20 protein-coding genes are annotated in these 23,694 nt (G+C 51.2%); 17 read left to right on the forward strand and 3 right to left on the reverse strand.

Annotated elements, in window-relative coordinates:
* Positions 1-80 precede the first annotated feature (80 nt).
* The 9 genes from hrpA to OGX99_RS19745 all read left to right on the forward strand — a co-directional run bounded on the left by hrpA (position 81) and on the right by OGX99_RS19745 (position 12,770).
* On the forward strand, positions 81-3,983 hold the full coding sequence (hrpA, locus tag OGX99_RS19705) for an ATP-dependent RNA helicase HrpA (RefSeq protein ID WP_286544817.1): 3,903 nt from the start codon (positions 81-83) through the stop codon (positions 3,981-3,983).
* Positions 3,984-4,062: 79 nt separating this feature from the next.
* Positions 4,063-4,860 (forward strand): YdcF family protein, encoded by a 798-nt coding sequence (locus OGX99_RS19710; RefSeq protein ID WP_187252375.1) that lies wholly within the window; start codon positions 4,063-4,065, stop codon positions 4,858-4,860.
* Positions 4,861-5,060: 200 nt separating this feature from the next.
* Entirely contained in the window at positions 5,061-6,500 is a 1,440-nt protein-coding gene (aldA, locus tag OGX99_RS19715; RefSeq protein WP_151225488.1) for an aldehyde dehydrogenase, read from the forward strand.
* A 147-nt stretch (positions 6,501-6,647) separates the two neighbouring features.
* Positions 6,648-7,178 carry a cytochrome b561 gene (cybB, locus tag OGX99_RS19720; RefSeq protein ID WP_151219299.1) on the forward strand — a complete coding sequence of 177 codons (531 nt, stop codon included), beginning with the start codon at positions 6,648-6,650 and terminating at the stop codon, positions 7,176-7,178.
* Positions 7,179-7,349: 171 nt separating this feature from the next.
* On the forward strand, positions 7,350-7,769 hold the full coding sequence (locus tag OGX99_RS19725; RefSeq protein WP_005126708.1) for a translesion error-prone DNA polymerase V autoproteolytic subunit: 420 nt from the start codon (positions 7,350-7,352) through the stop codon (positions 7,767-7,769).
* A gap of 2 nt (positions 7,770-7,771) precedes the next feature.
* Positions 7,772-9,040, forward strand: a complete 1,269-nt coding sequence (locus OGX99_RS19730) for a Y-family DNA polymerase (protein WP_151219298.1) — start codon at positions 7,772-7,774, stop codon at positions 9,038-9,040.
* A gap of 445 nt (positions 9,041-9,485) precedes the next feature.
* A complete protein-coding gene (locus tag OGX99_RS19735; RefSeq protein WP_003833178.1) occupies positions 9,486-9,761 on the forward strand; it encodes a metal/formaldehyde-sensitive transcriptional repressor in 276 nt (91 codons plus the stop codon).
* Positions 9,762-9,793: 32 nt separating this feature from the next.
* Positions 9,794-10,912 (forward strand): S-(hydroxymethyl)glutathione dehydrogenase/class III alcohol dehydrogenase, encoded by a 1,119-nt coding sequence (locus OGX99_RS19740; protein ID WP_151219296.1) that lies wholly within the window; start codon positions 9,794-9,796, stop codon positions 10,910-10,912.
* Positions 10,913-11,081: 169 nt separating this feature from the next.
* Positions 11,082-12,770 (forward strand): methyl-accepting chemotaxis protein, encoded by a 1,689-nt coding sequence (locus OGX99_RS19745; RefSeq protein ID WP_151219295.1) that lies wholly within the window; start codon positions 11,082-11,084, stop codon positions 12,768-12,770.
* Positions 12,771-12,810: 40 nt separating this feature from the next.
* Here OGX99_RS19745 and pcaQ read toward each other — a convergent pair whose 3' ends face one another.
* The gene (gene pcaQ, locus OGX99_RS19750) at positions 12,811-13,734 is read right to left on the reverse strand and encodes a pca operon transcription factor PcaQ (protein ID WP_151219294.1); all 924 of its coding nucleotides are present in this window, start codon (positions 13,732-13,734) and stop codon (positions 12,811-12,813) included.
* Positions 13,735-13,965: 231 nt separating this feature from the next.
* Here pcaQ and OGX99_RS19755 point away from each other — a divergent pair, with 231 nt between their 5' ends.
* The 5 genes from OGX99_RS19755 (at position 13,966) to rimL (ending at position 19,217) form a co-directional block, all read left to right on the forward strand.
* Entirely contained in the window at positions 13,966-14,868 is a 903-nt protein-coding gene (locus tag OGX99_RS19755) for a DHHA2 domain-containing protein (RefSeq protein WP_187252377.1), read from the forward strand.
* 120 nt (positions 14,869-14,988) lie between these two features.
* Entirely contained in the window at positions 14,989-16,332 is a 1,344-nt protein-coding gene (gene hglS, locus OGX99_RS19760) for a 2-oxoadipate dioxygenase/decarboxylase HglS (protein WP_187252378.1), read from the forward strand.
* Between the two features lie 193 nt (positions 16,333-16,525).
* Positions 16,526-18,181, forward strand: coding sequence for a glucan biosynthesis protein D (locus OGX99_RS19765; protein WP_151225483.1), 1,656 nt, complete (start codon positions 16,526-16,528; stop codon positions 18,179-18,181).
* Between the two features lie 164 nt (positions 18,182-18,345).
* On the forward strand, positions 18,346-18,570 hold the full coding sequence (locus tag OGX99_RS19770) for an HP1242/YdcH family protein (RefSeq protein WP_003833168.1): 225 nt from the start codon (positions 18,346-18,348) through the stop codon (positions 18,568-18,570).
* Positions 18,571-18,671: 101 nt separating this feature from the next.
* The gene (gene rimL, locus OGX99_RS19775) at positions 18,672-19,217 is read left to right on the forward strand and encodes a 50S ribosomal protein L7/L12-serine acetyltransferase (protein WP_151225482.1); all 546 of its coding nucleotides are present in this window, start codon (positions 18,672-18,674) and stop codon (positions 19,215-19,217) included.
* Here rimL and ydcK read toward each other — a convergent pair.
* Positions 19,209-20,189, reverse strand: a complete 981-nt coding sequence (gene ydcK / locus OGX99_RS19780; RefSeq protein ID WP_187259621.1) for a YdcK family protein — start codon at positions 20,187-20,189, stop codon at positions 19,209-19,211. The two genes, rimL and ydcK, sit on opposite strands and share 9 nt — an antisense overlap.
* A 112-nt stretch (positions 20,190-20,301) precedes the next feature.
* On the opposite strand from ydcK, the gene tehA reads away from it, so the two are divergent.
* From tehA to OGX99_RS19795, 3 genes are all read left to right on the forward strand, one after another.
* The gene (tehA, locus tag OGX99_RS19785) at positions 20,302-21,303 is read left to right on the forward strand and encodes a dicarboxylate transporter/tellurite-resistance protein TehA (RefSeq protein WP_286544821.1); all 1,002 of its coding nucleotides are present in this window, start codon (positions 20,302-20,304) and stop codon (positions 21,301-21,303) included.
* Complete coding sequence (gene tehB / locus OGX99_RS19790; RefSeq protein ID WP_286544824.1) at positions 21,303-21,899, forward strand: tellurite resistance methyltransferase TehB; 597 nt, start codon at positions 21,303-21,305, stop codon at positions 21,897-21,899. Before tehA ends, tehB begins: the two co-directional genes overlap by 1 nt.
* A 142-nt stretch (positions 21,900-22,041) precedes the next feature.
* A complete protein-coding gene (locus tag OGX99_RS19795) occupies positions 22,042-22,713 on the forward strand; it encodes a DUF3313 domain-containing protein (RefSeq protein WP_151219288.1) in 672 nt (223 codons plus the stop codon).
* Between the two features lie 36 nt (positions 22,714-22,749).
* On the opposite strand, the gene OGX99_RS19800 is transcribed toward OGX99_RS19795, so the two are convergent.
* The gene (locus OGX99_RS19800; protein WP_187259624.1) at positions 22,750-23,658 is read right to left on the reverse strand and encodes a DMT family transporter; all 909 of its coding nucleotides are present in this window, start codon (positions 23,656-23,658) and stop codon (positions 22,750-22,752) included.
* Positions 23,659-23,694: the final 36 nt, after the last annotated feature.

The following is a 23,694-nucleotide window of genomic DNA, read 5'->3' on the forward strand; positions in this document are numbered from 1 at the left end:
ACATGAAAAGCGCCGATGTGGTACTCTATACCTATCATCTACAAGAGATTTAACCCGGCAGAACACTGCCTTTTAACGCTATGACAGAACAACAAAAATTAACCTTCAACATGCTGCAGCAACAGCTGGACTCACTGATGCTGCGCGACAGACAGCGTTTTGCTCGCCGCCTCCACGGCGTGAAGAAGGTTAAAAATCCTGATGCACAACAGGCCATTTACCAGGGGATGGCAAAAGAGATCGCGCAGGCAGCAGGTAAAGTCGTGCTGCGCGAAGCGGCTCGTCCGAAGATTACCTATCCGGAAAACCTGCCTGTTAGTCAGAAAAAGCAGGATATTCTGGAAGCCATTCGCGACCATCAGGTGGTGATTGTTGCCGGGGAAACCGGCTCTGGTAAAACCACTCAGTTGCCGAAAATCTGTATGGAGCTGGGGCGCGGGGTGAAAGGGCTGATTGGCCACACCCAACCGCGTCGTCTGGCGGCGCGCACCGTGGCGAACCGCATTGCGGAAGAGTTGCAAACTGAGCCGGGCGGCTGTATCGGGTATAAAGTCCGTTTCAGCGATCATGTCAGTGACAACACCATGGTTAAGCTGATGACCGACGGTATCCTGCTGGCGGAAATCCAGCAGGATCGGCTGCTGATGCAGTACGACACCATCATCATCGATGAAGCACATGAACGCAGTCTGAATATCGATTTTCTGCTCGGCTATTTGAAAGAACTCCTGCCGCGCCGTCCGGATCTAAAAATTATTATCACTTCGGCGACCATCGACCCGGAGCGTTTTTCAACGCATTTCAATAACGCGCCGATTATCGAAGTCTCCGGTCGAACGTACCCGGTAGAAGTGCGTTATCGCCCGATTGTTGAAGATGCAGATGACACGGAACGTGACCAACTGCAGGCAATTTTTGATGCTGTAGATGAGTTAGGCCGTGAAAGCCAGGGCGATATTCTGATCTTCATGAGCGGCGAGCGCGAAATTCGCGATACTGCCGATGCGCTGAATAAGCTGGATTTGCGCCATACCGAAGTGCTACCGTTATATGCGCGTCTTTCCAACAGTGAGCAGAACCGCGTATTCCAGTCGCACAGCGGCCGCCGTATCGTGCTGGCGACCAACGTGGCGGAAACCTCGCTAACCGTGCCGGGGATCAAATATGTGATCGACCCGGGTACTGCGCGTATCAGCCGTTACAGCTACCGTACTAAAGTTCAGCGTTTGCCGATTGAGCCGGTATCGCAGGCTTCTGCCAACCAGCGTAAAGGCCGCTGCGGTCGTGTTTCGGAAGGGATCTGTATTCGTCTGTATTCCGAAGACGATTTCCTGTCACGCCCGGAGTTTACCGACCCGGAGATCCTGCGTACCAACCTGGCATCCGTTATTTTGCAGATGACTGCGCTGGGGCTGGGTGATATCGCGGCATTCCCGTTCGTTGAAGCACCGGATAAACGCAATATTCAGGACGGGGTACGCCTGCTCGAAGAGTTGGGGGCGATAACCACCGATGAACAGGCAACCGCGTATAAGTTAACGCCGTTGGGGCGTCAGCTGTCGCAACTGCCGGTGGACCCGCGTCTGGCGCGCATGGTGCTGGAAGCGCAAAAGCATGGCTGCGTACGTGAGGCGATGATCATTACCTCGGCGCTGTCGATTCAGGATCCGCGCGAGCGTCCAATGGATAAGCAGCAGGCTTCCGACGAGAAGCACCGCCGTTTCCACGACAAAGAGTCTGATTTCCTTGCGTTTGTAAACCTGTGGAACTATCTCGGCGAGCAGCAAAAAGCGCTGTCGTCAAACCAGTTCCGTCGCCAGTGCAAACTTGATTTTCTGAACTACCTGCGCGTGCGAGAGTGGCAGGATATCTACACGCAACTGCGCCAGGTAGTGAAAGAGTTGGGTATTCCGGTTAACAGCGAACCTGCTGAGTATCGGGAAGTTCACGTTGCGCTGTTGACCGGATTACTCTCACATATCGGGATGAAAGATGCCGATAAACAAGAATTTACCGGGGCGCGTAACGCACGCTTCTCGATCTTCCCTGGTTCTGGTTTGTTTAAAAAACCACCGAAATGGACGATGGTTGCCGAGCTGGTGGAAACCAGCCGCCTGTGGGGACGTATTGCCGCACGTATCGATCCCGAGTGGGTGGAGCCGGTTGCCCAGCATCTGATCAAACGTTCATACAGTGAACCTCATTGGGAACGCGCGCAGGGCGCAGTGATGGCGACAGAAAAAGTCACCGTTTACGGCTTACCGATTGTGGCCGCCCGTAAGGTGAACTACAGCCAGATTGATCCAGTGCTGTCGCGTGAACTGTTCATCCGCCATGCGTTGGTGGAAGGCGACTGGCAAACGCGCCATGCGTTTTTCCGTGACAATCTGAAGCTACGGGCTGAGGTGGAAGAGTTAGAACACAAATCACGCCGTCGCGACATTCTGGTCGATGATGAGACGCTGTTTGAGTTTTACGACCAACGCATCAGCCATGATGTGGTCTCCGCTCGTCACTTTGACAGCTGGTGGAAAAAGGTCAGCCGTGAAACGCCCGATCTGCTCAACTTTGAAAAAAGTATGCTCATCAAAGAGGGCGCGGAAAAGATCAGTAAGCTGGATTACCCGAACTTCTGGCATCAGGGCAATCTCAAACTGCGCCTGAGTTATCAGTTCGAACCCGGAGCCGATGCGGACGGCGTGACCGTACATATTCCGTTGCCGCTGCTTAACCAGATCGAAGAGAGCGGTTTTGAATGGCAAATTCCGGGGCTGCGCCGCGAGCTGGTGATCGCCCTGATTAAATCGCTGCCGAAACCCGTTCGACGCAACTTCGTGCCTGCACCGAACTATGCGGAAGCGTTTTTAGGCCGAGTGACGCCGCTGGAATTGCCGTTACTGGACTCGTTGGAGCGTGAATTGCGCCGAATGACGGGCGTTACCGTTGACCGTGAAGACTGGCATTGGGATCAGGTGCCCGATCACCTAAAAATCACCTTCCGGGTAGTGGATGATAAGAACAAGAAGCTGCAGGAAGGGCGTTCGCTGCAGGATTTGAAAGATGCGCTAAAGGGTAAAGTTCAGGAAACATTGTCTGCGGTGGCAGATGACGGTATCGAGCAGAGCGGATTGCACATCTGGAGCTTCGGCCACCTTCCGGAAAGTTACGAGCAAAAACGCGGTAACTATAAGGTAAAAGCGTGGCCAGCGCTGGTAGATGAGCGTGACAGCATTGCTATCAAACTGTTTGATAATCCGCTGGAGCAACAGCAGGCGATGTGGTGCGGTTTACGCCGCCTGTTGTTGTTGAATATTCCATCTCCAATCAAATATTTGCATGAGAAGCTGCCTAATAAAGCTAAGCTGGGGCTGTATTTTAACCCGTACGGTAAAGTGCTGGATTTGATTGACGACTGTATCTCCTGCGGTGTGGATCAACTGATTGACGCTAACGGCGGTCCGGTGTGGACCGAAGAGGGGTTTGCGGCACTGCATGAAAAAGTTCGGGCTGAACTGAACGATACGGTGGTGGATATTGCGAAGCAGGTCGAACAGATCCTGACTGCAGTGTTTAATATCAATAAACGTCTGAAAGGGCGCGTGGATATGACCATGGCGCTGGGACTTGCGGATATCAAATCACAGATGGGTGGGCTGGTGTACCGTGGGTTTGTTACCGGCAACGGTTTCAAACGTCTGGGCGATACGTTGCGTTATTTGCAGGCTATTGAAAAACGTCTGGAAAAGCTGGCTATCGATCCGCATCGCGATCGCGCACAGATGCTGAAAGTAGATAGCGTGCAGCAGGCCTGGCAGCAGTGGTTCAATAAACTACCTCCCGCGCGGCGTGAAGATGATGATGTCAAAGAGATCCGCTGGATGATAGAAGAGCTGCGCGTCAGCTATTTTGCCCAGCAGCTTGGTACGCCGTATCCGATCTCCGATAAACGTATTCTGCAAGCGATGGAGCAGATTACGGGGTGACACGGTGCTGGACCTTAGGCCGGATAAGGCATAGTCGCCATCCGGCATCTGTACCCGGTAAAGAATAAACACCAGGAGTATGAGTATGAGTCAGTTTCCGATACTTTCCGCAGCCACCCTTGCGGCTATAAATACCGTAGGGCAATGGTTGGCGCAGAATGATTTTATGGAAAATGTCACCGTTCAGTCAGACTGCGTGATTCTGGCGGGCAACGCGGTTATTCCGACCATCGACGCTGCTTGTCGGATCGCGAAAGAACAACAGGTTCCCTTATTGATTAGCGGTGGCATCGGTCATTCTACGCGCTTTCTGTATGACGCGATTGCTCAGCATCCTCGCTATAACATCATTCGCACTACCGGACGCGCTGAAGCCGCGATCCTTGCCGATATCGCTCACCAGTTCTGGCTGATTCCGGGTGAGAAGATTTGGGTGGAAGACCAGTCAACAAATTGCGGTGAGAATGCCCGGTTTAGCTGTGCATTGTTGAATCAGGCGGCAGAAAACATTCATACCGTTATTGTGGTGCAGGATCCTACTATGCAACGTCGCACGATGGCGACGTTTGAGCGCGTAACCCGTGATGATCTGCATGCGCCGCGCTGGCTGAGTTTCCCTGGTTTCAGCCCCGAACTGGTCCAACAGCAAAACGGCGTGGATTTTGTACCCGCCGCAGAAGGCCTTTGGTCGGTGGATCGCTACCTGTCTCTCATTACCGGTGAGCTTCCACGCCTGCGTGACGATGCCGATGGTTATGGGCCTTGCGGCCGCGATTTTATCGCCCATGTTGATATTCCTCAGAATATTGAGCAAGCCTGGCAGCAGTTGCGAAATGACACTGCGTTGACTGACTTACTGGAGAGCCGCTCTCTGTAACGCCTGCTGCCCGTTTGTCGGCGTTTTGCGGCAAACGGGCAGAAATCCCGACTGTTTTTTTCCCTTTATCATCACTTTACCAAACGCTTTTATGAAGCCGCTCACAGAACAGCGATGACAGCCATAATCTGACATGCATGATTGATATTAATTAACAATAGTTTCACTTGTTAAAAACAAATCAATCACAGGAGAACCGCATGTCAGTACCCGTACAACATCCTATGTATATCGATGGGCAGTTTGTGACCTGGCACGATGACGCCTGGATTGATGTCGTCAATCCGGCCACGGAAGAGGTAATCTCACGTATTCCCGATGGACGTGCCGAAGATGCGCGTAAAGCGATCGATGCCGCGCAGCGTGCTCAGCCGCAATGGGAAGCCCTGCCTGCCATTGAACGGGCGAACTGGTTACGCAAAATTTCTGCGGGCATCCGCCAGCGAGCCGATGAAATCAGTGCGTTGATTGTGGCGGAAGGTGGAAAGATCCAGCAACTGGCTGAGGTTGAAGTCTCATTTACCGCCGACTATATCGATTACATGGCGGAATGGGCGCGCCGCTATGAAGGCGAGATCCTGCAAAGCGATCGTCCGGGCGAGAATATTCTGTTGTTTAAGCGCGCTCTGGGCGTGACCACGGGCATTCTGCCGTGGAACTTTCCGTTTTTCCTGATTGCCCGCAAGCTGGCTCCCGCATTGCTGACGGGGAATACCATTGTTATTAAACCGAGTGAATTCACACCGAATAACGCCATCGCCTTTGCCAAAATTGTTGATGATATCGGCTTGCCGCGCGGCGTATTTAATCTGGTGCTCGGACGCGGTGAAACGGTCGGTCAGGAGTTGGCTGGAAATCCGAAGGTAGCGATGGTGAGTATGACCGGCAGCGTCGGCGCGGGCGAGAAAATTATGGCCGCGGCGGCTAAAAACATCACTAAAGTTTGTCTGGAGCTGGGCGGCAAAGCGCCTGCCATAGTAATGGATGATGCTGACCTTGAACTGGCCGTGAAGGCGATTGTTGATTCGCGAGTGATCAATACCGGACAGGTATGCAACTGTGCAGAGCGTGTGTACGTGCAGAAAGGCATCTATGACCAGTTCGTCAATCGTCTGGGTGAGGCGATGAAAGCTGTGCAGTTTGGCAATCCGGCCGAGCGCAATGACATTGCAATGGGACCGCTGATTAACGCTGCTGCGTTGGCGCGTGTTGAGCAGAAAGTTGCACGCGCGGTGCAGGAAGGAGCCAGACTGGTGTTGGGCGGTAAAGCCGTTGCCGGCAAAGGTTATTACTATCCGCCGACGTTACTGTTAGACGTGCGCCAGGAGATGGCGATTATGCACGAGGAGACGTTTGGCCCGGTGCTGCCGGTGGTGGCGTTTAATACGCTGGAAGAAGCGCTGACAATGGCCAATGACAGTGACTATGGTCTGACTTCATCGATTTACACGCAAAACCTGAACACGGCGATGAAGGCGATTAAAGGGCTGAAGTTTGGCGAAACCTACATTAATCGTGAAAACTTCGAGGCGATGCAGGGGTTCCATGCGGGCTGGCGCAAGTCCGGGATTGGTGGGGCAGACGGTAAACATGGTCTGAGTGAATATCTGCAAACGCAGGTGGTCTATCTGCAGTCCTGAGTTTTACTCTACACCTGGCGGTGCATCCGCGCCAATAGCTGTTTTGAGGTTAAACGCAACTGACTGAAAATAGGTGAACAAAACTTAATGAATTTTTAACAAAAGCCCGTTATGTTGACGCATTATTGTTTTTATTCAGGAAATGTTATGGGGAATAAGTATTCTGGCCTGCAAATTGGTATTCACTGGCTGGTCTTTTTGTTGGTCATTGTGGCCTACAGCGCCATGGAGTTTCGCGGATTTTTCCCGCGCAGCTATCGCCCCGTGTTCAATATGGTGCACGTCTCCTGCGGTATCACCATTTTAACGCTGATGGTGGCGCGCTTGCTGGTCAGGCTCAAATATCCAGCACCGCCGATTGTGCCAAAACCGAAGCCGATGATGACCGGGATGGCGCATCTCGGGCATCTGGTTATCTATCTGTTGTTTATTGTGCTGCCGATTATTGGCCTGGTAATGATGTACAACCGGGGTAACCCGTGGATTGCATTTGGCATCGTTATGCCACATGCAGCAGAGGCCAACTTTGATGTAGTGGATATGCTGAAGTCCTGGCACGTGACGCTGGCCAACCTGGGCTATTTTGTCATTGCTCTGCATGCCGCAGCGGCCCTGATGCACCACTATTTCTGGAAGGACAATACGTTGTTGCGCATGATGCCGCGAAAACGCTCCTGAGGTAATGCCCCACAAATGTGGGGCATTTTTTTAGCCAATTATTTTTCCAGACATCATAAAAGCTTATCGACAAGATGGTTAAACAACGCTCAATTCGCCACTCTTGTCACTTGATCGCTGTCCTTATTAAAACTACTGTATATAAACACAGTTAATGAGAGGCAGATTATTATGTTGTTTTTCCAGCCTGCGGAACGCCGCGAAATTAAACACTTTCCGCTATTTAGCGATCTTGTACCCTGTGGTTTTCCATCTCCGGCACAGGACTACGTTGAGAAGCGTATCGACCTTAATGACCTGCTGGTACGGCATCCCAGCGCAACCTATTTTGTTAAATCATCTGGCGACTCCATGAGGGGAGCGGGGATCGGCGAGGGCGATTTGCTGATTGTCGACAGCGCCAGAAAGCCTGCCCATGGAGATATCGTTATTGCCGCTATTGAGGGTGAATTCACCGTTAAACGTCTGCAATTACACCCAGTTATCATGCTGAAGCCAGAGAACAGCGCCTACGCGCCGATCATGATTAGCAGCGAGGACACGCTGGATATATTTGGCGTGGTAACATTTATCGTTAAAGCCGCGGGCTGATTATGTTTGCTCTGGTGGATGTTAATTCATTTTATGCCAGCTGTGAGTCGGCATTCCGGCCCGATCTGAAAGGCAAACCCGTTGTCGTTCTTTCAAATAATGATGGCTGTGTCATTGCCAGTAGTGCGGAAGCAAAAGCGCTTGGCGTTAATATGGGCGCACCGTATTTCAAACAGAAAGATCTGTTCAGGCGTTATGGCGTGTTCTGTTTTAGTTCGAACTACGAATTGTATGCGGATATGAGCAGCAGGGTGATGTCGATTCTGGAGGAGTTGTCGCCGCGTGTGGAGATGTACAGTATTGATGAAGCCTTTTGCGATTTAACGGGGGTGCGAAACTGCCGGGATCTTACGAATTTTGGTCGGGAAATCAGAGCTACCATTTTACAGAAAACACGTCTCACGGTTGGGGTTGGCATCGCCCAGACCAAAACGCTGGCCAAACTGGCGAATCATGCAGCCAAAAAGTGGCAGGAGCAAACCGGCGGAGTCGTGGATCTCTCAAATATTGAACGTCAGCGTAAACTAATGGCCGCACTTCCGGTTGATGAAGTCTGGGGTGTCGGGCGCCGTATCAGCAAGAGACTGGATGCCATGGGCATTAAAACGGTTCTCGATCTGGCGAATACCGACATTCGCTTCATTCGTAAACATTTCAATGTCGTACTTGAGCGAACCGTTCGGGAATTGCGCGGTGAACCTTGTCTGGCGCTGGAAGAGTTTGCGCCGGATAAGCAGGAAATTATCTGCTCAAGATCGTTTGGTGAAAAACTCACGGATTACAACGCGATGAGAGAGGCAATTTGCACCTATGCTTCACGCGCTGCGGAAAAGCTGCGCAGAGAGCACCAGTATTGCCGGTTTATCTCTACGTTTATCAAAACCAGTCCGTTTGTTCTGAATGAACCTTATTACGGAAACAGCGCGTCGATAAAACTGCTGACGCCAACTCAGGATAGTCGGGATATTATTGCAGCGGCAACGCGCAGCCTGGATGCCATCTGGCGAGCGGGGCTGCGTTACCAAAAAGCGGGCGTTATGTTGGGGGATTTTTTTAGCTCTGGCGTTGCGCAGCTGAATCTTTTTGACGACAACTGCCCACGGCGTAACAGCGATAAACTGATGGATGTACTGGATACGCTTAATGCTAAAAAAGGGAAAGGAACGCTCTACTTTGCCGGACAAGGGATACAGCAACCGTGGGCGATGAAGCGAGACATGCTTTCACCGCGTTATACCACGAGATACAGCGATTTGTTGCGGGTTAGGTAGTAGCATTGCACATTTCTCTATATTACTCATATAGTATTTTTCGTATAAAAAATGAGTAAATAATAATGCAGATCATTGCTACTACATAAAATGGCCACAATAAAGATGTTCTGAGCGTATCGATTAAATCAAATTCGAGGTCATGTATTTTGTCCCCGCGGATTAACAGCGTGAACATGACGACAAATCCCACGGCGTATATTATAAAATAATGATAAAAATTCATAATTATTCTAGTTATTGGATAATGAATCCATTTTACGTGTTATATCCATATAATTATAGTTAGTATTACAGAACAATTATCTTCGTGCTGACCATTCAAAATGCTCATCAATCCTGCAAAACGGGATTATCTTCATTGGTGAATAGTAAATAAACCTAATTTATTACAAATAGATTAAAAACAATGATACTATAGGGGGGTATAGGATTTGGAGGGCGTATGCCGCATTCACCTGAAGATAAAAAACGCATTCTCACCCGTGTACGCCGTATTCGCGGTCAGGTTGATGCACTTGAGCGCGCGCTGGAATCTGGCGAACCGTGTCTGGCGATCCTGCAACAAATTGCCGCCGTACGCGGTGCATCCAATGGCCTGATGGGCGAAATGGTTGAGATTCACCTAAAAGATGAACTGGTCAGTGGGGAGACAACGCCAGACCAACGAGCTGTGCGCATGGCTGAGATCGGCCATCTTCTGCGTGCTTATCTAAAATAACACCATCACCTTGCAATAATGGGAAGAGACAAATGAAATCACGTGCAGCAGTTGCATTTGGCCCCGGCCAACCGTTAAAAATTGTCGAAATCGACGTTGCACCGCCAAAGAAAGGTGAAGTGCTGGTTAAAATTACCCACACCGGCGTGTGCCATACTGACGCTTTTACGCTCTCAGGTGACGATCCGGAAGGTGTGTTCCCGGCGGTACTGGGTCATGAAGGCGGCGGCATTGTGGTTGAAGTGGGGGAAGGCGTCACCAGCCTGAAACCGGGCGATCATGTGATCCCGCTGTACACCGCAGAATGTGGCGAGTGCAAGTTCTGTAAATCGGGTAAAACTAACTTGTGTCAGGCCGTGCGGGCGACACAGGGCAAAGGTCTGATGCCGGATGGCACAACGCGCTTCTCGTATAATGGCGAGCCGATTTATCACTATATGGGCACCAGTACCTTCAGCGAATACACCGTTTGCGCAGAGATCTCGCTGGCGAAGGTTAACCCGCAGGCTCCGCTGGATAAAGTGTGTCTGCTGGGGTGTGGCGTGACCACCGGTATCGGAGCGGTCCATAACACCGCGAAAGTGAAGGAAGGCGATACCGTAGCCGTATTTGGTCTGGGCGGTATTGGCCTGGCAGTGATTCAGGGCGCGGTGCAGGCAAAAGCCGGGCGTATTCTGGCCGTTGATACCAATCCGGAGAAATTCAAACTGGCGGGTGAAATGGGGGCGACCGATTTCATCAACCCGAACGATTACGATAAACCGATTCAGGACGTGATTGTCGAACTTACCGACGGTGGCGTGGACTTTAGCTTTGAGTGCATCGGCAACGTTAACGTGATGCGTGCAGCACTGGAGTGCTGTCATAAAGGGTGGGGCGAAAGCATCATTATTGGCGTGGCGGGTGCTGGTCAGGAGATCAAAACACGTCCATTCCAGTTAGTGACCGGGCGCGTGTGGCGCGGTTCCGCGTTTGGCGGCGTGAAGGGGCGCACTCAGCTTCCTGGCATGGTCGAAGAAGCGATGAGTGGGAAAATTCAGTTGGATCCCTTTATTACCCATCGTTTACCGCTGGAGCAGATTAACGAAGCGTTCGATTTAATGCATCAGGGTAAATCCATCCGTACCGTTATCCATTTTGGTGATAACTGATTCATGGGCCAGCGGATTTGACCGCTGGCACTTTCCTGAATTTTTTAGAATTATGTTGTGAAAGTGTGACGAATCCGGCGCTTTTCACGGTAAGTAAACCTCCCGGATTGCCGATGACTATCTAACGGGCGTGTTTTCACGCATAAACCCTACAAGAGAGTCGACGGTCATGGACAACACTACATCGATGCAAGCCCAGTATAAACTGGGCTTTCTGCATCAAATCCGGCTGGTTCCGCTGTTTTCCTCCATTCTCGGTGGCATCCTTCTGTTGTTCGCCTTAAGTTCCGGGCTGGCAAGTTATTTTCTTATGCAGGCCGATCGCGATCAGCGCGATGTAACCGATGAGATTCAGGTTCGGATGGGGTTATCTAACAGCTCTAACCACTTACGCACCGCGCGTATCAACATGATCCATGCTGGTGCGGCGAGCCGTATTGCTGAAATGGATGACATGAAGGCCAATATTGCCGAGGCAGAAAAACGTATTAAGCAATCGCAGGACGGTTTCAATACTTATATGGCGCGTGCAGTGAAAACCACTGCCGGTGAAGCGTTAGACGCTGAACTGAGTGCCAGTTTCAAAGCCTATATCGACGGCTTACAACCTATGCTGAAGTACGCTAAAAACGGCATGTTCGAAGCGATCATCAACCATGAAAATGAACAGGCCAGACCGCTGGACTCTGCTTACAATAAGGTGTTGTTAAAAGCGATCGACATTCGTACCGCCAGGGCGAATCAGTTAAGCGAACAGGCACACCAACGTACACAGCTTGGCATGGCCTTTATGCTGGGCGCATTCGTTCTTGCACTAGCGCTGACCGTGATGACGTTCATCGTTCTGCGCCGTACCGTCATTCATCCTCTGTTGCGCGCGGCACAGCGCATTGAGCAAATTTCAGTAGGGGATCTGACGATGCAGGAGGAACCGACCGGGCGCAGCGAAATTGGCCGCCTGAGCCGCCATCTGCAAACTATGCAACGGTCGCTGGCGAAGACAGTGGGCACGGTTCGTCAGGGCGCGGAAGAAATTTATCGCGGTACCAGTGAGATTTCGGCAGGGAACACCGATTTGTCTTCCCGTACCGAGCAACAGGCCGCGGCGATTGAGCAAACCGCAGCCAGCATGGAAGAGTTGACGGCCACGGTGAAGCAAAATGCCGACAACGCGCATCATGCGAGCAAGTTGGCGGAAGATGCTTCCGGCAAGGCCAGCCGGGGCGGGCAGATGGTTTCTGGCGTGGTTAAAACCATGGGTAATATCTCAACGAGTTCGAAGAAAATTTCTGAAATTACCGCCGTTATTAACAGCATTGCCTTCCAGACTAATATCCTGGCGCTGAACGCAGCGGTAGAAGCGGCGCGGGCAGGAGAGCAGGGGCGAGGGTTTGCCGTCGTAGCCAGTGAGGTGCGTACGTTGGCAAGCCGCAGCGCCCAGGCGGCAAAAGAGATTGAAGGGTTGATTAGCGAGTCAGTCCGGCTGATTGACCAGGGGTCCGGAGAAGTGGTCGCAGCAGGCAATACGATGACGGATATTGTCGATGCGGTAAAACGCGTGACCGACATTATGCTGGAAATTGCAGCGGCCTCCGATGAACAAAGCCGGGGCATCGTCCAGGTGAGTCAGGCTATTTCAGAGATGGACAAGGTCACGCAGCAAAACGCCTCGCTGGTTGAAGAAGCATCCGCCGCTGCAGCATCTCTTGAAGAACAGGCAGCACGCTTAACGGAAGCCGTCGGCACATTCCGTTTAACCGGGACAAGCGCAATTAAACGCGCTCAGGTGGCGCCTACACCGGGTCATTCACGTCCGCAGGCGGCAACGGCCAACGGCGATAACTGGGAAACGTTTTAAGCATCAATAAAGGGACCAGATGGTCCCTTTATTTTTGGCATTAAAACGGCACGGTTTTGCGTATTGCGGCGATAAGGATCTGCGCGGCCTGAGAGAGTTGCACATCGACACGAGTAAGAATACCGATGGGTTCAGCCGCACCGTGAGTGGGAATTGGTAATGACACCAGTGTCGCCTGGCGCAGATCTTCTCTAACCGCGCCTGATGGGACAAACCACACATAGTCGTAATCAACCGTCAGTTGGCGGGAGAGCGATGCTGACAGCGTTTCAATACAACCCGACGGCATTTTACAGCCCTGACTTTGCAACAATGTCTCTGCGTGCTGGCGAGGTGCGGTTCCTTTCGGCGAAACCACCACTGGCCACTCCATTACCCGGCTCAGCGTGATGGTTTCTTGCAACAATGGATGGTTAGGACGCACGACCAGTTTGAGTGATTCCAGAAATAATAATTCGTAGTTCAGACCGACCATCAATTCCGGATCGGCCATACGACCAATGCCGAGATCAATTTCTCCGGACTTTAAACCTGCCAGGATCATCGGATTACTCATGGTGGCAACCTGCAGCGTGGTTTCCATTTGCTGTTTATGGAATGGGCCAATTACCGCCGGCAGAATGCCCAGCGCCGCGGTGGGTAAGGCGCCAATTCGTACGACATCAGTCTGCGACTCTTCGCGCTGGTTTAATGCTTGTCCGGCGGTGTTAAGCGCATCCAGCACTCTTACCGCGTGGGTAAGAAACTGTTCTCCGGGCAGCGTTAACTGCGCGCCAAGACGGCCACGCTCAAAGAGCCGGGTACCGGTCAGTTGCTCCAGTTCATTCAGCGTTTTGGAGAGGGCCGGTTGGCTCAGGTTAAGGGTCTCAGCCGCGCGCCCCAACGTTCCCTGTTGTGCAACGGCGACAAAAGTATGAAGGTGGCGCAAGCGAATGCGCTGATTGAACAGAACATTTTTTTCCATAAGCGATGTTAAAAACAGAGCCGTATCGATGACAAGTGAAGTTGTTTGTTTTTGATAACTTGATAGCAAAATATTATTAACATTTATCGTATTTTACTTACAACTAATTTATTTTGCTTATGTTTTGTACAGCATGTACAGGGGGATAGGATCATGGAAGGGAATGTATCCGGTCGATATACTTTCGTTATTGTTGGCTTTTGAACCCTTCTCTTCACAAGGCACTGATTGATGATACACGTAATAGGGCACCTTAATCCCGATAGCGATGCCATTTGTACTGCCGCAATGACGGCGCGTTGGCTTACTTTACGCGGTCAGCAGGCGACGGCATGGCGTCTGGGCGAACCGAATCGCGAAACGCAATTTATCTTTGAGCATGCAGGGCTGGAAATGCCTGGGCGGCTGACGTTTCCGCTGACCGATCTTGATGTCTGGCTGGTCGATTTCACTGAGCCTGCTCAGGGGCCGGAATCGCTGGCAGAAAGTAACGTCGTGGGCATTATCGATCATCACCGACTCGGGGGATTAATGACCCGTCTGCCGCCTGAAGTGTGGGTGAAACCCGTCGGTAGTAGCGCGACGCTGTTATGGCAACTGATGACGGAAGCTGAGCGCAGCCAGTTGTCTGCCGCCGAGGCCGTTTTATTGCTGGGTGCCGCGTTGAGTGACACTGTCACGCTTCGTTCCCCGACCACGACCCCAGATGACCGCCTGGCAGTTGAGGCATTAACCCTAAAAACTGGAGTGGACCTTGACGTTTTCAGTCGCGGTCTGCTATCTGCCAAAACCAGCGTGGAAGGCATGACCGCCCACGAACTTCTGCAGAAAGACATCAAATCCTTCACCATCCATGGGCATTCGGTTTGTGTGGCACAGCTTGAGCTGTATTCGCTGCAACAGGTGGATGCGGTGCTGGACGATTTACGTCATGAAATGGTGCGTTATGCAGAGGAAAAGAATGCCGCACTGGTTGTTCTGATGCTCACCGACATTAATCTGGGCGACACCAGCCTGTGGTTTGCTGGTTGTGAACTCTCAGACATCCCGCAGCCCTGTAAAGTTGAAGGTATGCTCAGCCGTAAAAAACAGATGCTGCCGTGGCTGGAAACGCATTTAAAACCACGTCAGTAGGTTCTGTTCATCGTCAGTAAGGGTGGGAAATTTACGCGAGGTCACACTTTGTAAATTCTTCCCACCGGAGTCTGCGGTGTTCTCTACACTCCAGGTAATATTCACTGGAGGCATGACATTATGGCGAACACCATCACGGCAGATGAGATTCGGGAACAATTTTCGCAGGCAATGTCAGCAATGTACCAGCAGGAAGTCCCGCAATATGGCACGTTGCTGGAACTTGTCGCTGATGTGAATCTGGCGGTACTGGAAAATAATCCGACGTTGCATGAAAAACTGGCTAATGCGGATGAGCTGGCGCGGCTAAACGTTGAGCGCCACGGCGCTATTCGGGTGGGCACTGCGCAGGAACTTTCTACGCTGCGCCGGATGTTTGCGATTATGGGTATGTATCCGGTGAGTTATTACGATCTCTCCCAGGCCGGCGTTCCCGTACATTCCACGGCTTTTCGGCCCATCGACGATGCGTCGCTTTCGCGCAATCCGTTTCGGGTATTTACCTCGTTATTACGCCTCGAATTAATCGAAAACGTCGCGTTGAGGCAAAAGGCCGCGGAGATCCTCGCGAAACGCGACATATTCACCCGTCGTTGTCACGAACTTCTGAATGAATATGATGCGCAGGGCAGTTTTACGCAGGCGCAGGCGCATGAGTTTGTGCATGAGGCGTTGGAAACCTTCCGCTGGCATCAGCATGCCACGGTTGATGAAGGAACCTACCACGCATTACATGACGAGCACCGACTGATTGCCGATGTGGTGTGCTTCCCTGGTTGTCATATCAACCATCTGACGCCGCGTACATTGGATATCGACCGGGTGCAGTCGATGATGCCCGAATGCGGTATTGAACCCAAAATACTGATTGAAGGGCCACCGCGTCGCGAGGTGCCCATTTTATTGCGTCAGACCAGTTTTAAAGCGCTTGAAGAACCGGTGTGGTTTGCCGGGGAGATGCGCGGCACCCACACGGCGCGTTTCGGTGAGATCGAACAGCGCGGCGTGGCCCTGACGCCGAAAGGCAGAGCGCTGTATGACGAACTGCTGAATAAGGCGGGAACGGGAAAAGACAACCTGACGCATCAGTTGCATCTTCAGGAAGTGTTCAAAGCATTCCCGGACAGCGAGTTTTTGCTGCGCCAGCAAGGGCTCGCCTGGTTCCGTTATCGCCTGACACCGTCGGGCGAGGCGCATCGACAGGCAATCCGTCCGGATGACGACCCGCAGCCGCTCATTGAGCGAGGCTGGTTGGTTGCGCAACCCATCACCTACGAAGATTTTTTACCGGTAAGTGCCGCAGGAATTTTCCAGTCAAATCTGGGGAATGAAACGCAGGCTCGCAGCCATGGAAATTCCAGCCGCGACGCGTTTGAACAGGCGCTGGGTTGCGCGGTGTATGATGAGTTTGCGCTGTATCAGGAGGCGCAAGATCGGAGTAAACGTCGCTGTGGTTTACTTTAACGGAATTTACATGGGATTCGGCCTGTTCCCATCGACATAAAATATTTTCGATTTTGTACAGATAATCGGCGACCAACAATTGGATTATTAATGAATTTTGTCTAGAGTGAGCGGTCAGAAATGTGCACTCTCTTGCCGCTGATTATGACCGGCGCGGGACCATTTACACGACCAGAAGGATTCACTTTCAGGCATGAATCGCAGACGATTTATTAAAGGTTCAATGGCAGTGGCCGCCGTGTGCGGAACCAGTGGTATTGCATCACTCTTTTCCCGCGCCGCCTTTGCGGCAGAGTCTGACATTGCAGACGGAAAAACCGTTCGTTTTGATTTTTCCGTTCTGCAATCGATGGCTCATGACTTAGCACAGAAGCCATGGGGTGGCGCACCGCGCGCGTTACCTGACACGCTGGCGAAACTGACGCCGCAGGCCTACAACAGCATTCAATATGACGCAGAGCAGTCTCTGTGGAACAATGTTGAAAATCGTCAGCTTGATGCGCAATTCTTCCACGTGGGAATGGGCTTCCGTCGCCGTGTACGCATGTTCTCGGTTGATGCCAGTACGCATATGGCACGTGAAATTCACTTCCGTCCGGAACTGTTTAAATACAATGATGCGGGCGTGGATACCAAACAACTGGAAGGGCAAACTGACCTCGGCTTCGCCGGGTTCCGCGTATTTAAGGCGCCAGAGCTGGCCCGTCGCGACATCGTTTCTTTCCTGGGCGCCAGTTATTTCCGCGCCGTGGATGACACCTACCAGTATGGATTATCGGCTCGCGGTCTGGCGGTAGATACCTACACCGACAGCAAAGAAGAGTTCCCTGATTTTACCGCTTTCTGGTTCGAAACGGTCAAACCGGGCGCAACCTCCTTTACCGTGTATGCGCTTCTTGATAGCCCAAGCGTTACTGGCGCATTCAAGTTCGTGATCCACTGTGAGAAAACGCAGGTGATCATGGATGTACAAAACCACATCTATGCGCGCAAAGACATCAAGCAGCTCGGCATTGCGCCGATGACCAGCATGTTTAGCTGCGGCAACAATGAACGTCGGATGTGCGACACCATTCACCCGCAAATTCATGACTCCGATCGTCTGGCGATGTGGCGAGGTAACGGCGAGTGGATCTGCCGCCCGCTGAATAACCCGCAAAAACTGCAGTTCAACGCCTATACCGATAACAACCCGAAAGGGTTTGGTTTGCTGCAGCTCGATCGCGACTTCTCACATTACCAGGACATCATGGGCTGGTACAACAAGCGTCCAAGTCTGTGGGTCGAACCGCGTAACCAGTGGGGCAAGGGGACTATCGGCCTGATGGAGATCCCGACGACCGGTGAAACGCTGGATAACGTCGTTTGCTTCTGGCAGCCGGAGAGGAAGATCAAAGCTGGCGATGAGCTGGAATTCAAATATCGCCTGTACTGGAGCGCTCAGCCGCCAGTGCGTTCGCCGCTGGCTCGCGTGATGGCGACCCGTACAGGCATGGGCGGTTTCCCGGAAGGATGGGCACCGGGCGAGCACTACCCGGAAAAATGGGCACGACGTTTTGCCGTTGATTTCGTCGGTGGCGATTTAAAAGCCGCCGCGCCGAAAGGTATTGAACCGGTAATTACGCTTTCGAGTGGTGAAGCGAAACAGATTGAGATCCTTTACGTTGAACCTATCGACGGCTACCGCATCCAGTTTGACTGGTATCCGACCTCTGACTCAACCGATCCGGTAGATATGCGTATGTTCCTGCGTTGCCAGGGCGACGCTATCAGCGAAACCTGGCTGTATCAGTACTTCCCGCCAGCGCCGGATAAACGCCAGTACGTTGACGACCGCGAGATGCGTTGATCCTCATCTTTATGGCTCTCCGTCGGGGAGCCATATTCGTCATTTTCTTAAAAAACGCTGTACACTATTTACTCGATCCTGCTCGCATTTTTCCCTGACTTAAACCGATAAGCTGAAGGTGTGTATTTCTTATACACGTTCTTGTCCACTAACAGGGAGAAAGTATGTTTCCAGAATACAGAGACCTTATTTCCCGACTGAAATCCGAGAACCCTCGCTTTCTGTCCTTATTCGAAAAACACAACAGCCTTGATCATGAGATCTCCAGACTGGAAGGTTCGGATGGTCGTGGGTATAGTTTGGACATTGTTCGCCTTAAGAAACAGAAACTCCACCTGAAGGAAGATCTGCTCAAAATATTGCAAAAAGAGAGTGTCAGTGAGAGCTAAATAAAACGGCACTTGCTGTGTAAAAGGGCTTCCAAAAGGGAGCCCTTCCTGTTTTATTTGATGAGCAGGGTTGCCTGCTGAACCAGCATAACGGAATAAAAATGTCAGAAGTGATTACCATCAATGAAACGCTGGAACTGCGTGCCGTAGAAGAACAACACGTCACGCCTCTGTATCAGCTTGTACTTAAAAATAAAAGCTGGCTCCAGCAGTCGCTGAACTGGCCGCAGTTTGTTACGTCAGAGGAAGACACCCGCAAGAACGTGCAAGGCAATATGATGTTGCATCAGCGCGGTTACGCCAAAATGTTCCTGATTTTTGCGCAAGGAAATATGGTCGGGGTTATCTCGTTTAACCAGATAGAACCGCTGAACAAAGCCGCGTATATCGGCTACTGGCTGGATGAGGAACATCAGGGCAAAGGGATCATGTCTCTGGCGCTACAGGCATTGATTCACCATTATGCGCAGCGTCAGGAGATCCGCCGCTTCGTGATTAAATGCCGCGTCGATAACCTTGAGAGTAATCAAGTGGCGCAGCGCAATGGCTTTTTGCTGGAAGGATGTATGAAACAGGCGGAGTTCCTCAATGGTGATTACCATGATGTGAATCTCTATGCCCGAATCATTGATAGCACCTCAGAATAAGCCTGCGATCGGTGTACGCGTAATGCGCTGCTCGCCGTTGATCACCTTCGGGCCGTGCAGATGAATGGCATCGCCATCAAATGCTTCAATATGCGCCTGGTCGCTTATTTCAATGTGATGCTCGATCAGCACTTCGCCCAGCACGCAGGCGTGGCCTTCAATCAGGATGTGGTCGTCAAGCAGGAGCGGCCCGCCGCGTAACTGCGCATGACCGCCGACGAGCACATGGTGCTTCAGTACGCAGTTGCCCTCGACCACCGCGTTTTCCGCCACCTGCGAGCTATAACGTAGGGTAGGAATGGCATCTTCATCGGTTCCGGCAATGACGTGTGCGTGTCCGTAGACTTTGGCGCAATCGCAGATCCAGACATTGTTCTCTGCATTACCTTCAATCCTTGCGCAATCAAACACTTCTGCCCGATGTTCAATAAAGGCATAGTTGATTTTTGCATCACCATAGAGTTGTGCCTGATGCACTACACGCGAGCTGCTGACAAAAGCGCGATCGTAAATTTGCAGGATCTGGTCATGTTCAGGGGTAAGTCCCCTGGCGGCAATGATTTCAGAGCCACACACCACGCGCGCATCACCGAAGAGAAGACACTCACCGCGAACGACTGAATCCTGAATAATGACATTGTCACGGATGTGAGCGTGATGACTGATCTCAGCCCGGTCAATCCACGCGGTATCGCCAATCTGAGCGCCATCTCTAACCACGCTTGCCTGCGTGATACGAGCATTTCCTGTAATTATTGCGCCGGAAAAAGCGAGCGCGTTTTCATCGTAAATCCAGCAATCGCCGTTTTGCGACAGCACGCTTTCATTATCAATCCAGCCGCCGGGAGTACCGGCCTGGACATCATTAAAATCAGTGAGCGCAATGATTTGGCGGAGTAATACGCTTTTTTTATTGCCATTATCCTGATAACTAAAGGAGCGAGGTTCATCGCTTAGACGATATTTGGTCATAGCTCGTTTCCATGTTGCGCGCCTTAGTAAACGTAGCAAAGTTTTCCGGACTGGCTAAATCAGCGGAAATTCCATAAAATGCATTTCAAATATACTTTAAAAAATAAACAAAATGAGTAAGAACAAGCACAGTGAACAGGTCCTCAATCTTCCTGCTGGTTATTTTGGCATGGTACTGGGCATCATAGGGATGGGATTTGCGTGGCGTTATGCCAGCCAGGTGTGGCCTGTAAGCCACTGGATCGGCGACGGTTTAGTGATCCTTGCGATGGTCATCTGGGGATTGTTGACGCTGGCCTTTATTAGTCGTTTACTGCGTTTTCCGCATAGCGTTTTGGCAGAGGTTCGTCACCCGGTGATGAGTAGCTTTGTCAGTCTGTTTCCGGCCACAACCATGCTGGTCGCGATTGGTTTTGTCCCGTGGTATCGACCACTGGCGCTTGGATTGTTCAGCATTGGGGTTGTGATCCAACTGGCGTACGCGGCGTGGCAAACCGCGGGACTATGGCGCGGGGAGCACCCAGAAGAAGCCACCACGCCGGGGCTGTATCTGCCGACTGTCGCCAATAACTTTATTAGTGCAATGGCCTGTGGTGCGCTGGGTTTCAACGACGCAGGGCTGGTTTTTTTGGGCGCTGGGGTATTTTCCTGGCTCAGCCTGGAGCCAGTGATCCTGCAACGTTTACGCAGTTGCGGCGAACTGCCAACGGTATTACGTACTTCGCTTGGCATTCAGTTGGCGCCTGCGCTGGTCGCCTGCAGCGCCTGGCTTAGCGTCAACGGCGGCGAGGGGGATACGTTGGCCAAAATGTTGTTCGGCTATGGTCTGCTGCAACTTCTTTTTATGCTACGCCTCATGCCGTGGTATCTGTCTCAGCCCTTTAATGCGTCTTTCTGGAGCTTCTCGTTTGGCGTGTCGGCTCTGGCGAAAACGGGGCTGCATCTGGGACAAGGCAGCGAATCAGGATTTTTTCATACGCTGTCGATCCCACTGTTTATTTTTACCAATTTTATCATTGCATTATTACTGGTACGTACGTTTGCATTGCTGATGCAGGGAAAACTGCTCATCCGCACAGAGCGTACTGCATTACTGAAATCTGAGGATAAATAATGACCCTTTGCGACGAAAACTACTTTACTGAGAAATACGATTTAACCCGTACGCATTCCGATGTTGTAGAAGCGGCAAAAATTGTTAAGCCAGGTGAAACATTAGATCTGGGCTGCGGTAACGGTCGTAACAGCCTGTACCTGGCAGCAAACGGTTATGACGTAACAGCATGGGATAAAAATCCCATGAGCATCGCTAACCTTGAGCGTATCAAAGCAGCCGAAGGGCTGATTAATCTGCAGGCGAGCGTCGCGGACCTTAATGCGTTGAGTTTTGACGGTGAATACGACTTTATTCTGTCTACCGTAGTGCTGATGTTTCTCGAAGCGAAAACCATTCCGGGACTTATCGAAAATATGCAGCGTTGCACGAAATCGGGGGGATATAACTTAATCGTTGCGGCGATGGATACCGATGATTTCCCGTGCACCGTTGGCTTTCCGTTCGCGTTTAAAGCGGGGGAGTTACGCAACTATTATCGCGGATGGGAACTGCTGAAATATAACGAAGACGTGGGCGAACTGCACCGTACAGATGAAAACGGCAATCGCATTAAACTGCGTTTTGCGACTATGCTGGCCCGCAAAATCGGCTAATGGCTTATGCTCTGCGTTCAACGCTTTTACGTCGAACGCAGAAAGAAAATTTGTGTGATGCGTACCATTTTTCGCACAACTAGCATGATTTCCTTTTGCTACTATTTCAGATGCATATCTGCAAATACTAAGGGATCATTCCATGCGTGCTCAAACTTTATTTAAAGTTGCAGTACTTACGGGTTTACTGGCGTTATCAGGCTGTGCGTCAAAAATCACGCAGCCGGATAAATATTCAGGTTTTTTAAAAAATTACTCTGGCCTGAAGGAAACGAAATCGGCAACAGGACAACCTGTGCTGCGTTGGGTTGATCCCAACTTCAATGAGTCCAACTATGACAGTATTGTGTATAACCCGATAACCTATTATCCGATTCCTAAACCAACGACTCAGGTTGGACAACAGGTGCTGGATAAACTGTTGAGCTATACCAATACGCAGATGAAAACCGCGATTAGTAAACGTAAACCTCTGGTGACGACCCCCGGTCCGCGTAGCCTGATTTTCCGTGGCGCGATTACCGGTGTTGCAACCAGCAAAGAAGGGCTGCAGTTCTATGAAGTCGTTCCGGTTGCGTTGCTTGTAGCGGGTACACAAATGGCGACAGGCCACCGTACCATGGATACTCACCTCTATTTTGAAGGTGAGTTGATCGATGCGGCAACCAACAAGCCAGTGATTAAAGTGGTACGGCAGGGTGAAGGTAAAGACCTGAACAACGAAAGTACGCCAATGGCGTTCGAAACGTTGAAGAAAGTTGTTGATGACATGGCGACAGATGCCTCCATGTTTGATGTCAACACAAAACCGTAATGCTGAGCGCACCATCTTTGGATGGTGCGTTTTTTATTATGCCGTCCGACGGCGGTAAAGCAGTTTTCCCATTAACGCCTCCGGGCGAGCAAACATCACCAGATTACCCAGCAAAATCAGCAGTAATCCAGCAATTGCGTTAACCTGCCAGATATATCCTTCATACAATGTTGACAGCGTCAGCGCGACCAGCGGGAAAAGCAGCGTACTGTATGCCGCCTTACTGGGACCAATACGCCCTACGAGTGTGAAATAGGCACCGAAAGCAATCACCGAGCCAAAAATAGCCAGATATAACAGCGCGCTAATATAGCTGAAAGTCCACTGCGGCATGAAGTTATCCCCGCGCACCAGCGCAATAACGGCGATCAATAGCGTGCCATACAGCATGGCCCAGCTGTTGGTGGTTAATACTTCCAGCCCTTTTTTCTGGTGACGTAGGCTTATCATATTGCCCAATGAGAAACCAAAAGTACCAAGGGCGCTTAAGCCAATGCCCAGCAGCAGCGAATGGTTGAATCCGCTGTTGAGCAAATCCTGCCAGAACAAAGTGACAATGCCCGTCAATCCCAGGCCGGCTGCAATATAGAAACGCAGCGGTGGTTTTTGCCCAAAAAAGATAAAACTATTGACCGCATTGAACAGAACGGCCATTGAGAAAATTACCGACTCCAGGCCGGTATTAATCCATGCCGCAGCTGTGTAAAAACACCAGAAGTTGAAGCAAAAAACGCATCCACCTTGCAACAGGCAAAACAGATGATCGCGACCGGACAGTTTGCGTAATTTCCCGCTAACCAGAAGGGCAACAATCATTACCGAGCTGGCCACGGCAAAGCGCCAAAAGATAGAAACCGGGGCAGAAACAGGGCCTTGCTGCAAATAAATCGCAATCCATGTTGTTCCCCAAATGACGACGACCAGACAGTACAACAGTGCGTTCATACAACTCTCTCATTTTTGTAATCAGGCTCACACTGT

The sequence above is a fragment of the Citrobacter sp. Cu096 genome, assembly GCF_030332285.1.
In the GTDB taxonomy this organism is placed as follows: Bacteria; Pseudomonadota; Gammaproteobacteria; order Enterobacterales; family Enterobacteriaceae; genus Citrobacter; species Citrobacter meridianamericanus.

Excerpts from the sequence above, each read along its gene's own strand:
- OGX99_RS19730 (WP_151219298.1), top strand. The coding sequence starts at position 7,772 with ATGTTTGCTCTGGTGGATGTTAATTCATTTTATGCCAGCTGTGAGTCG.
- OGX99_RS19795 (WP_151219288.1), top strand. The coding sequence starts at position 22,042 with ATGCGTGCTCAAACTTTATTTAAAGTTGCAGTACTTACGGGTTTACTG.
- aldA (WP_151225488.1), top strand. The coding sequence starts at position 5,061 with ATGTCAGTACCCGTACAACATCCTATGTATATCGATGGGCAGTTTGTG.
- tehA (WP_286544821.1), top strand. The coding sequence starts at position 20,302 with ATGAGTAAGAACAAGCACAGTGAACAGGTCCTCAATCTTCCTGCTGGT.
- OGX99_RS19710 (WP_187252375.1), top strand. The coding sequence starts at position 4,063 with ATGAGTATGAGTCAGTTTCCGATACTTTCCGCAGCCACCCTTGCGGCT.
- cybB (WP_151219299.1), top strand. The coding sequence starts at position 6,648 with ATGGGGAATAAGTATTCTGGCCTGCAAATTGGTATTCACTGGCTGGTC.
- pcaQ (WP_151219294.1), bottom strand. The coding sequence starts at position 13,734 with ATGGAAAAAAATGTTCTGTTCAATCAGCGCATTCGCTTGCGCCACCTT.
- rimL (WP_151225482.1), top strand. The coding sequence starts at position 18,672 with ATGTCAGAAGTGATTACCATCAATGAAACGCTGGAACTGCGTGCCGTA.
- ydcK (WP_187259621.1), bottom strand. The coding sequence starts at position 20,189 with ATGACCAAATATCGTCTAAGCGATGAACCTCGCTCCTTTAGTTATCAG.
- OGX99_RS19725 (WP_005126708.1), top strand. The coding sequence starts at position 7,350 with ATGTTGTTTTTCCAGCCTGCGGAACGCCGCGAAATTAAACACTTTCCG.
- hglS (WP_187252378.1), top strand. The coding sequence starts at position 14,989 with ATGGCGAACACCATCACGGCAGATGAGATTCGGGAACAATTTTCGCAG.
- hrpA (WP_286544817.1), top strand. The coding sequence starts at position 81 with ATGACAGAACAACAAAAATTAACCTTCAACATGCTGCAGCAACAGCTG.
- OGX99_RS19800 (WP_187259624.1), bottom strand. The coding sequence starts at position 23,658 with ATGAACGCACTGTTGTACTGTCTGGTCGTCGTCATTTGGGGAACAACA.
- OGX99_RS19735 (WP_003833178.1), top strand. The coding sequence starts at position 9,486 with ATGCCGCATTCACCTGAAGATAAAAAACGCATTCTCACCCGTGTACGC.
- OGX99_RS19755 (WP_187252377.1), top strand. The coding sequence starts at position 13,966 with ATGATACACGTAATAGGGCACCTTAATCCCGATAGCGATGCCATTTGT.
- OGX99_RS19745 (WP_151219295.1), top strand. The coding sequence starts at position 11,082 with ATGGACAACACTACATCGATGCAAGCCCAGTATAAACTGGGCTTTCTG.
- tehB (WP_286544824.1), top strand. The coding sequence starts at position 21,303 with ATGACCCTTTGCGACGAAAACTACTTTACTGAGAAATACGATTTAACC.
- OGX99_RS19770 (WP_003833168.1), top strand. The coding sequence starts at position 18,346 with ATGTTTCCAGAATACAGAGACCTTATTTCCCGACTGAAATCCGAGAAC.
- OGX99_RS19765 (WP_151225483.1), top strand. The coding sequence starts at position 16,526 with ATGAATCGCAGACGATTTATTAAAGGTTCAATGGCAGTGGCCGCCGTG.
- OGX99_RS19740 (WP_151219296.1), top strand. The coding sequence starts at position 9,794 with ATGAAATCACGTGCAGCAGTTGCATTTGGCCCCGGCCAACCGTTAAAA.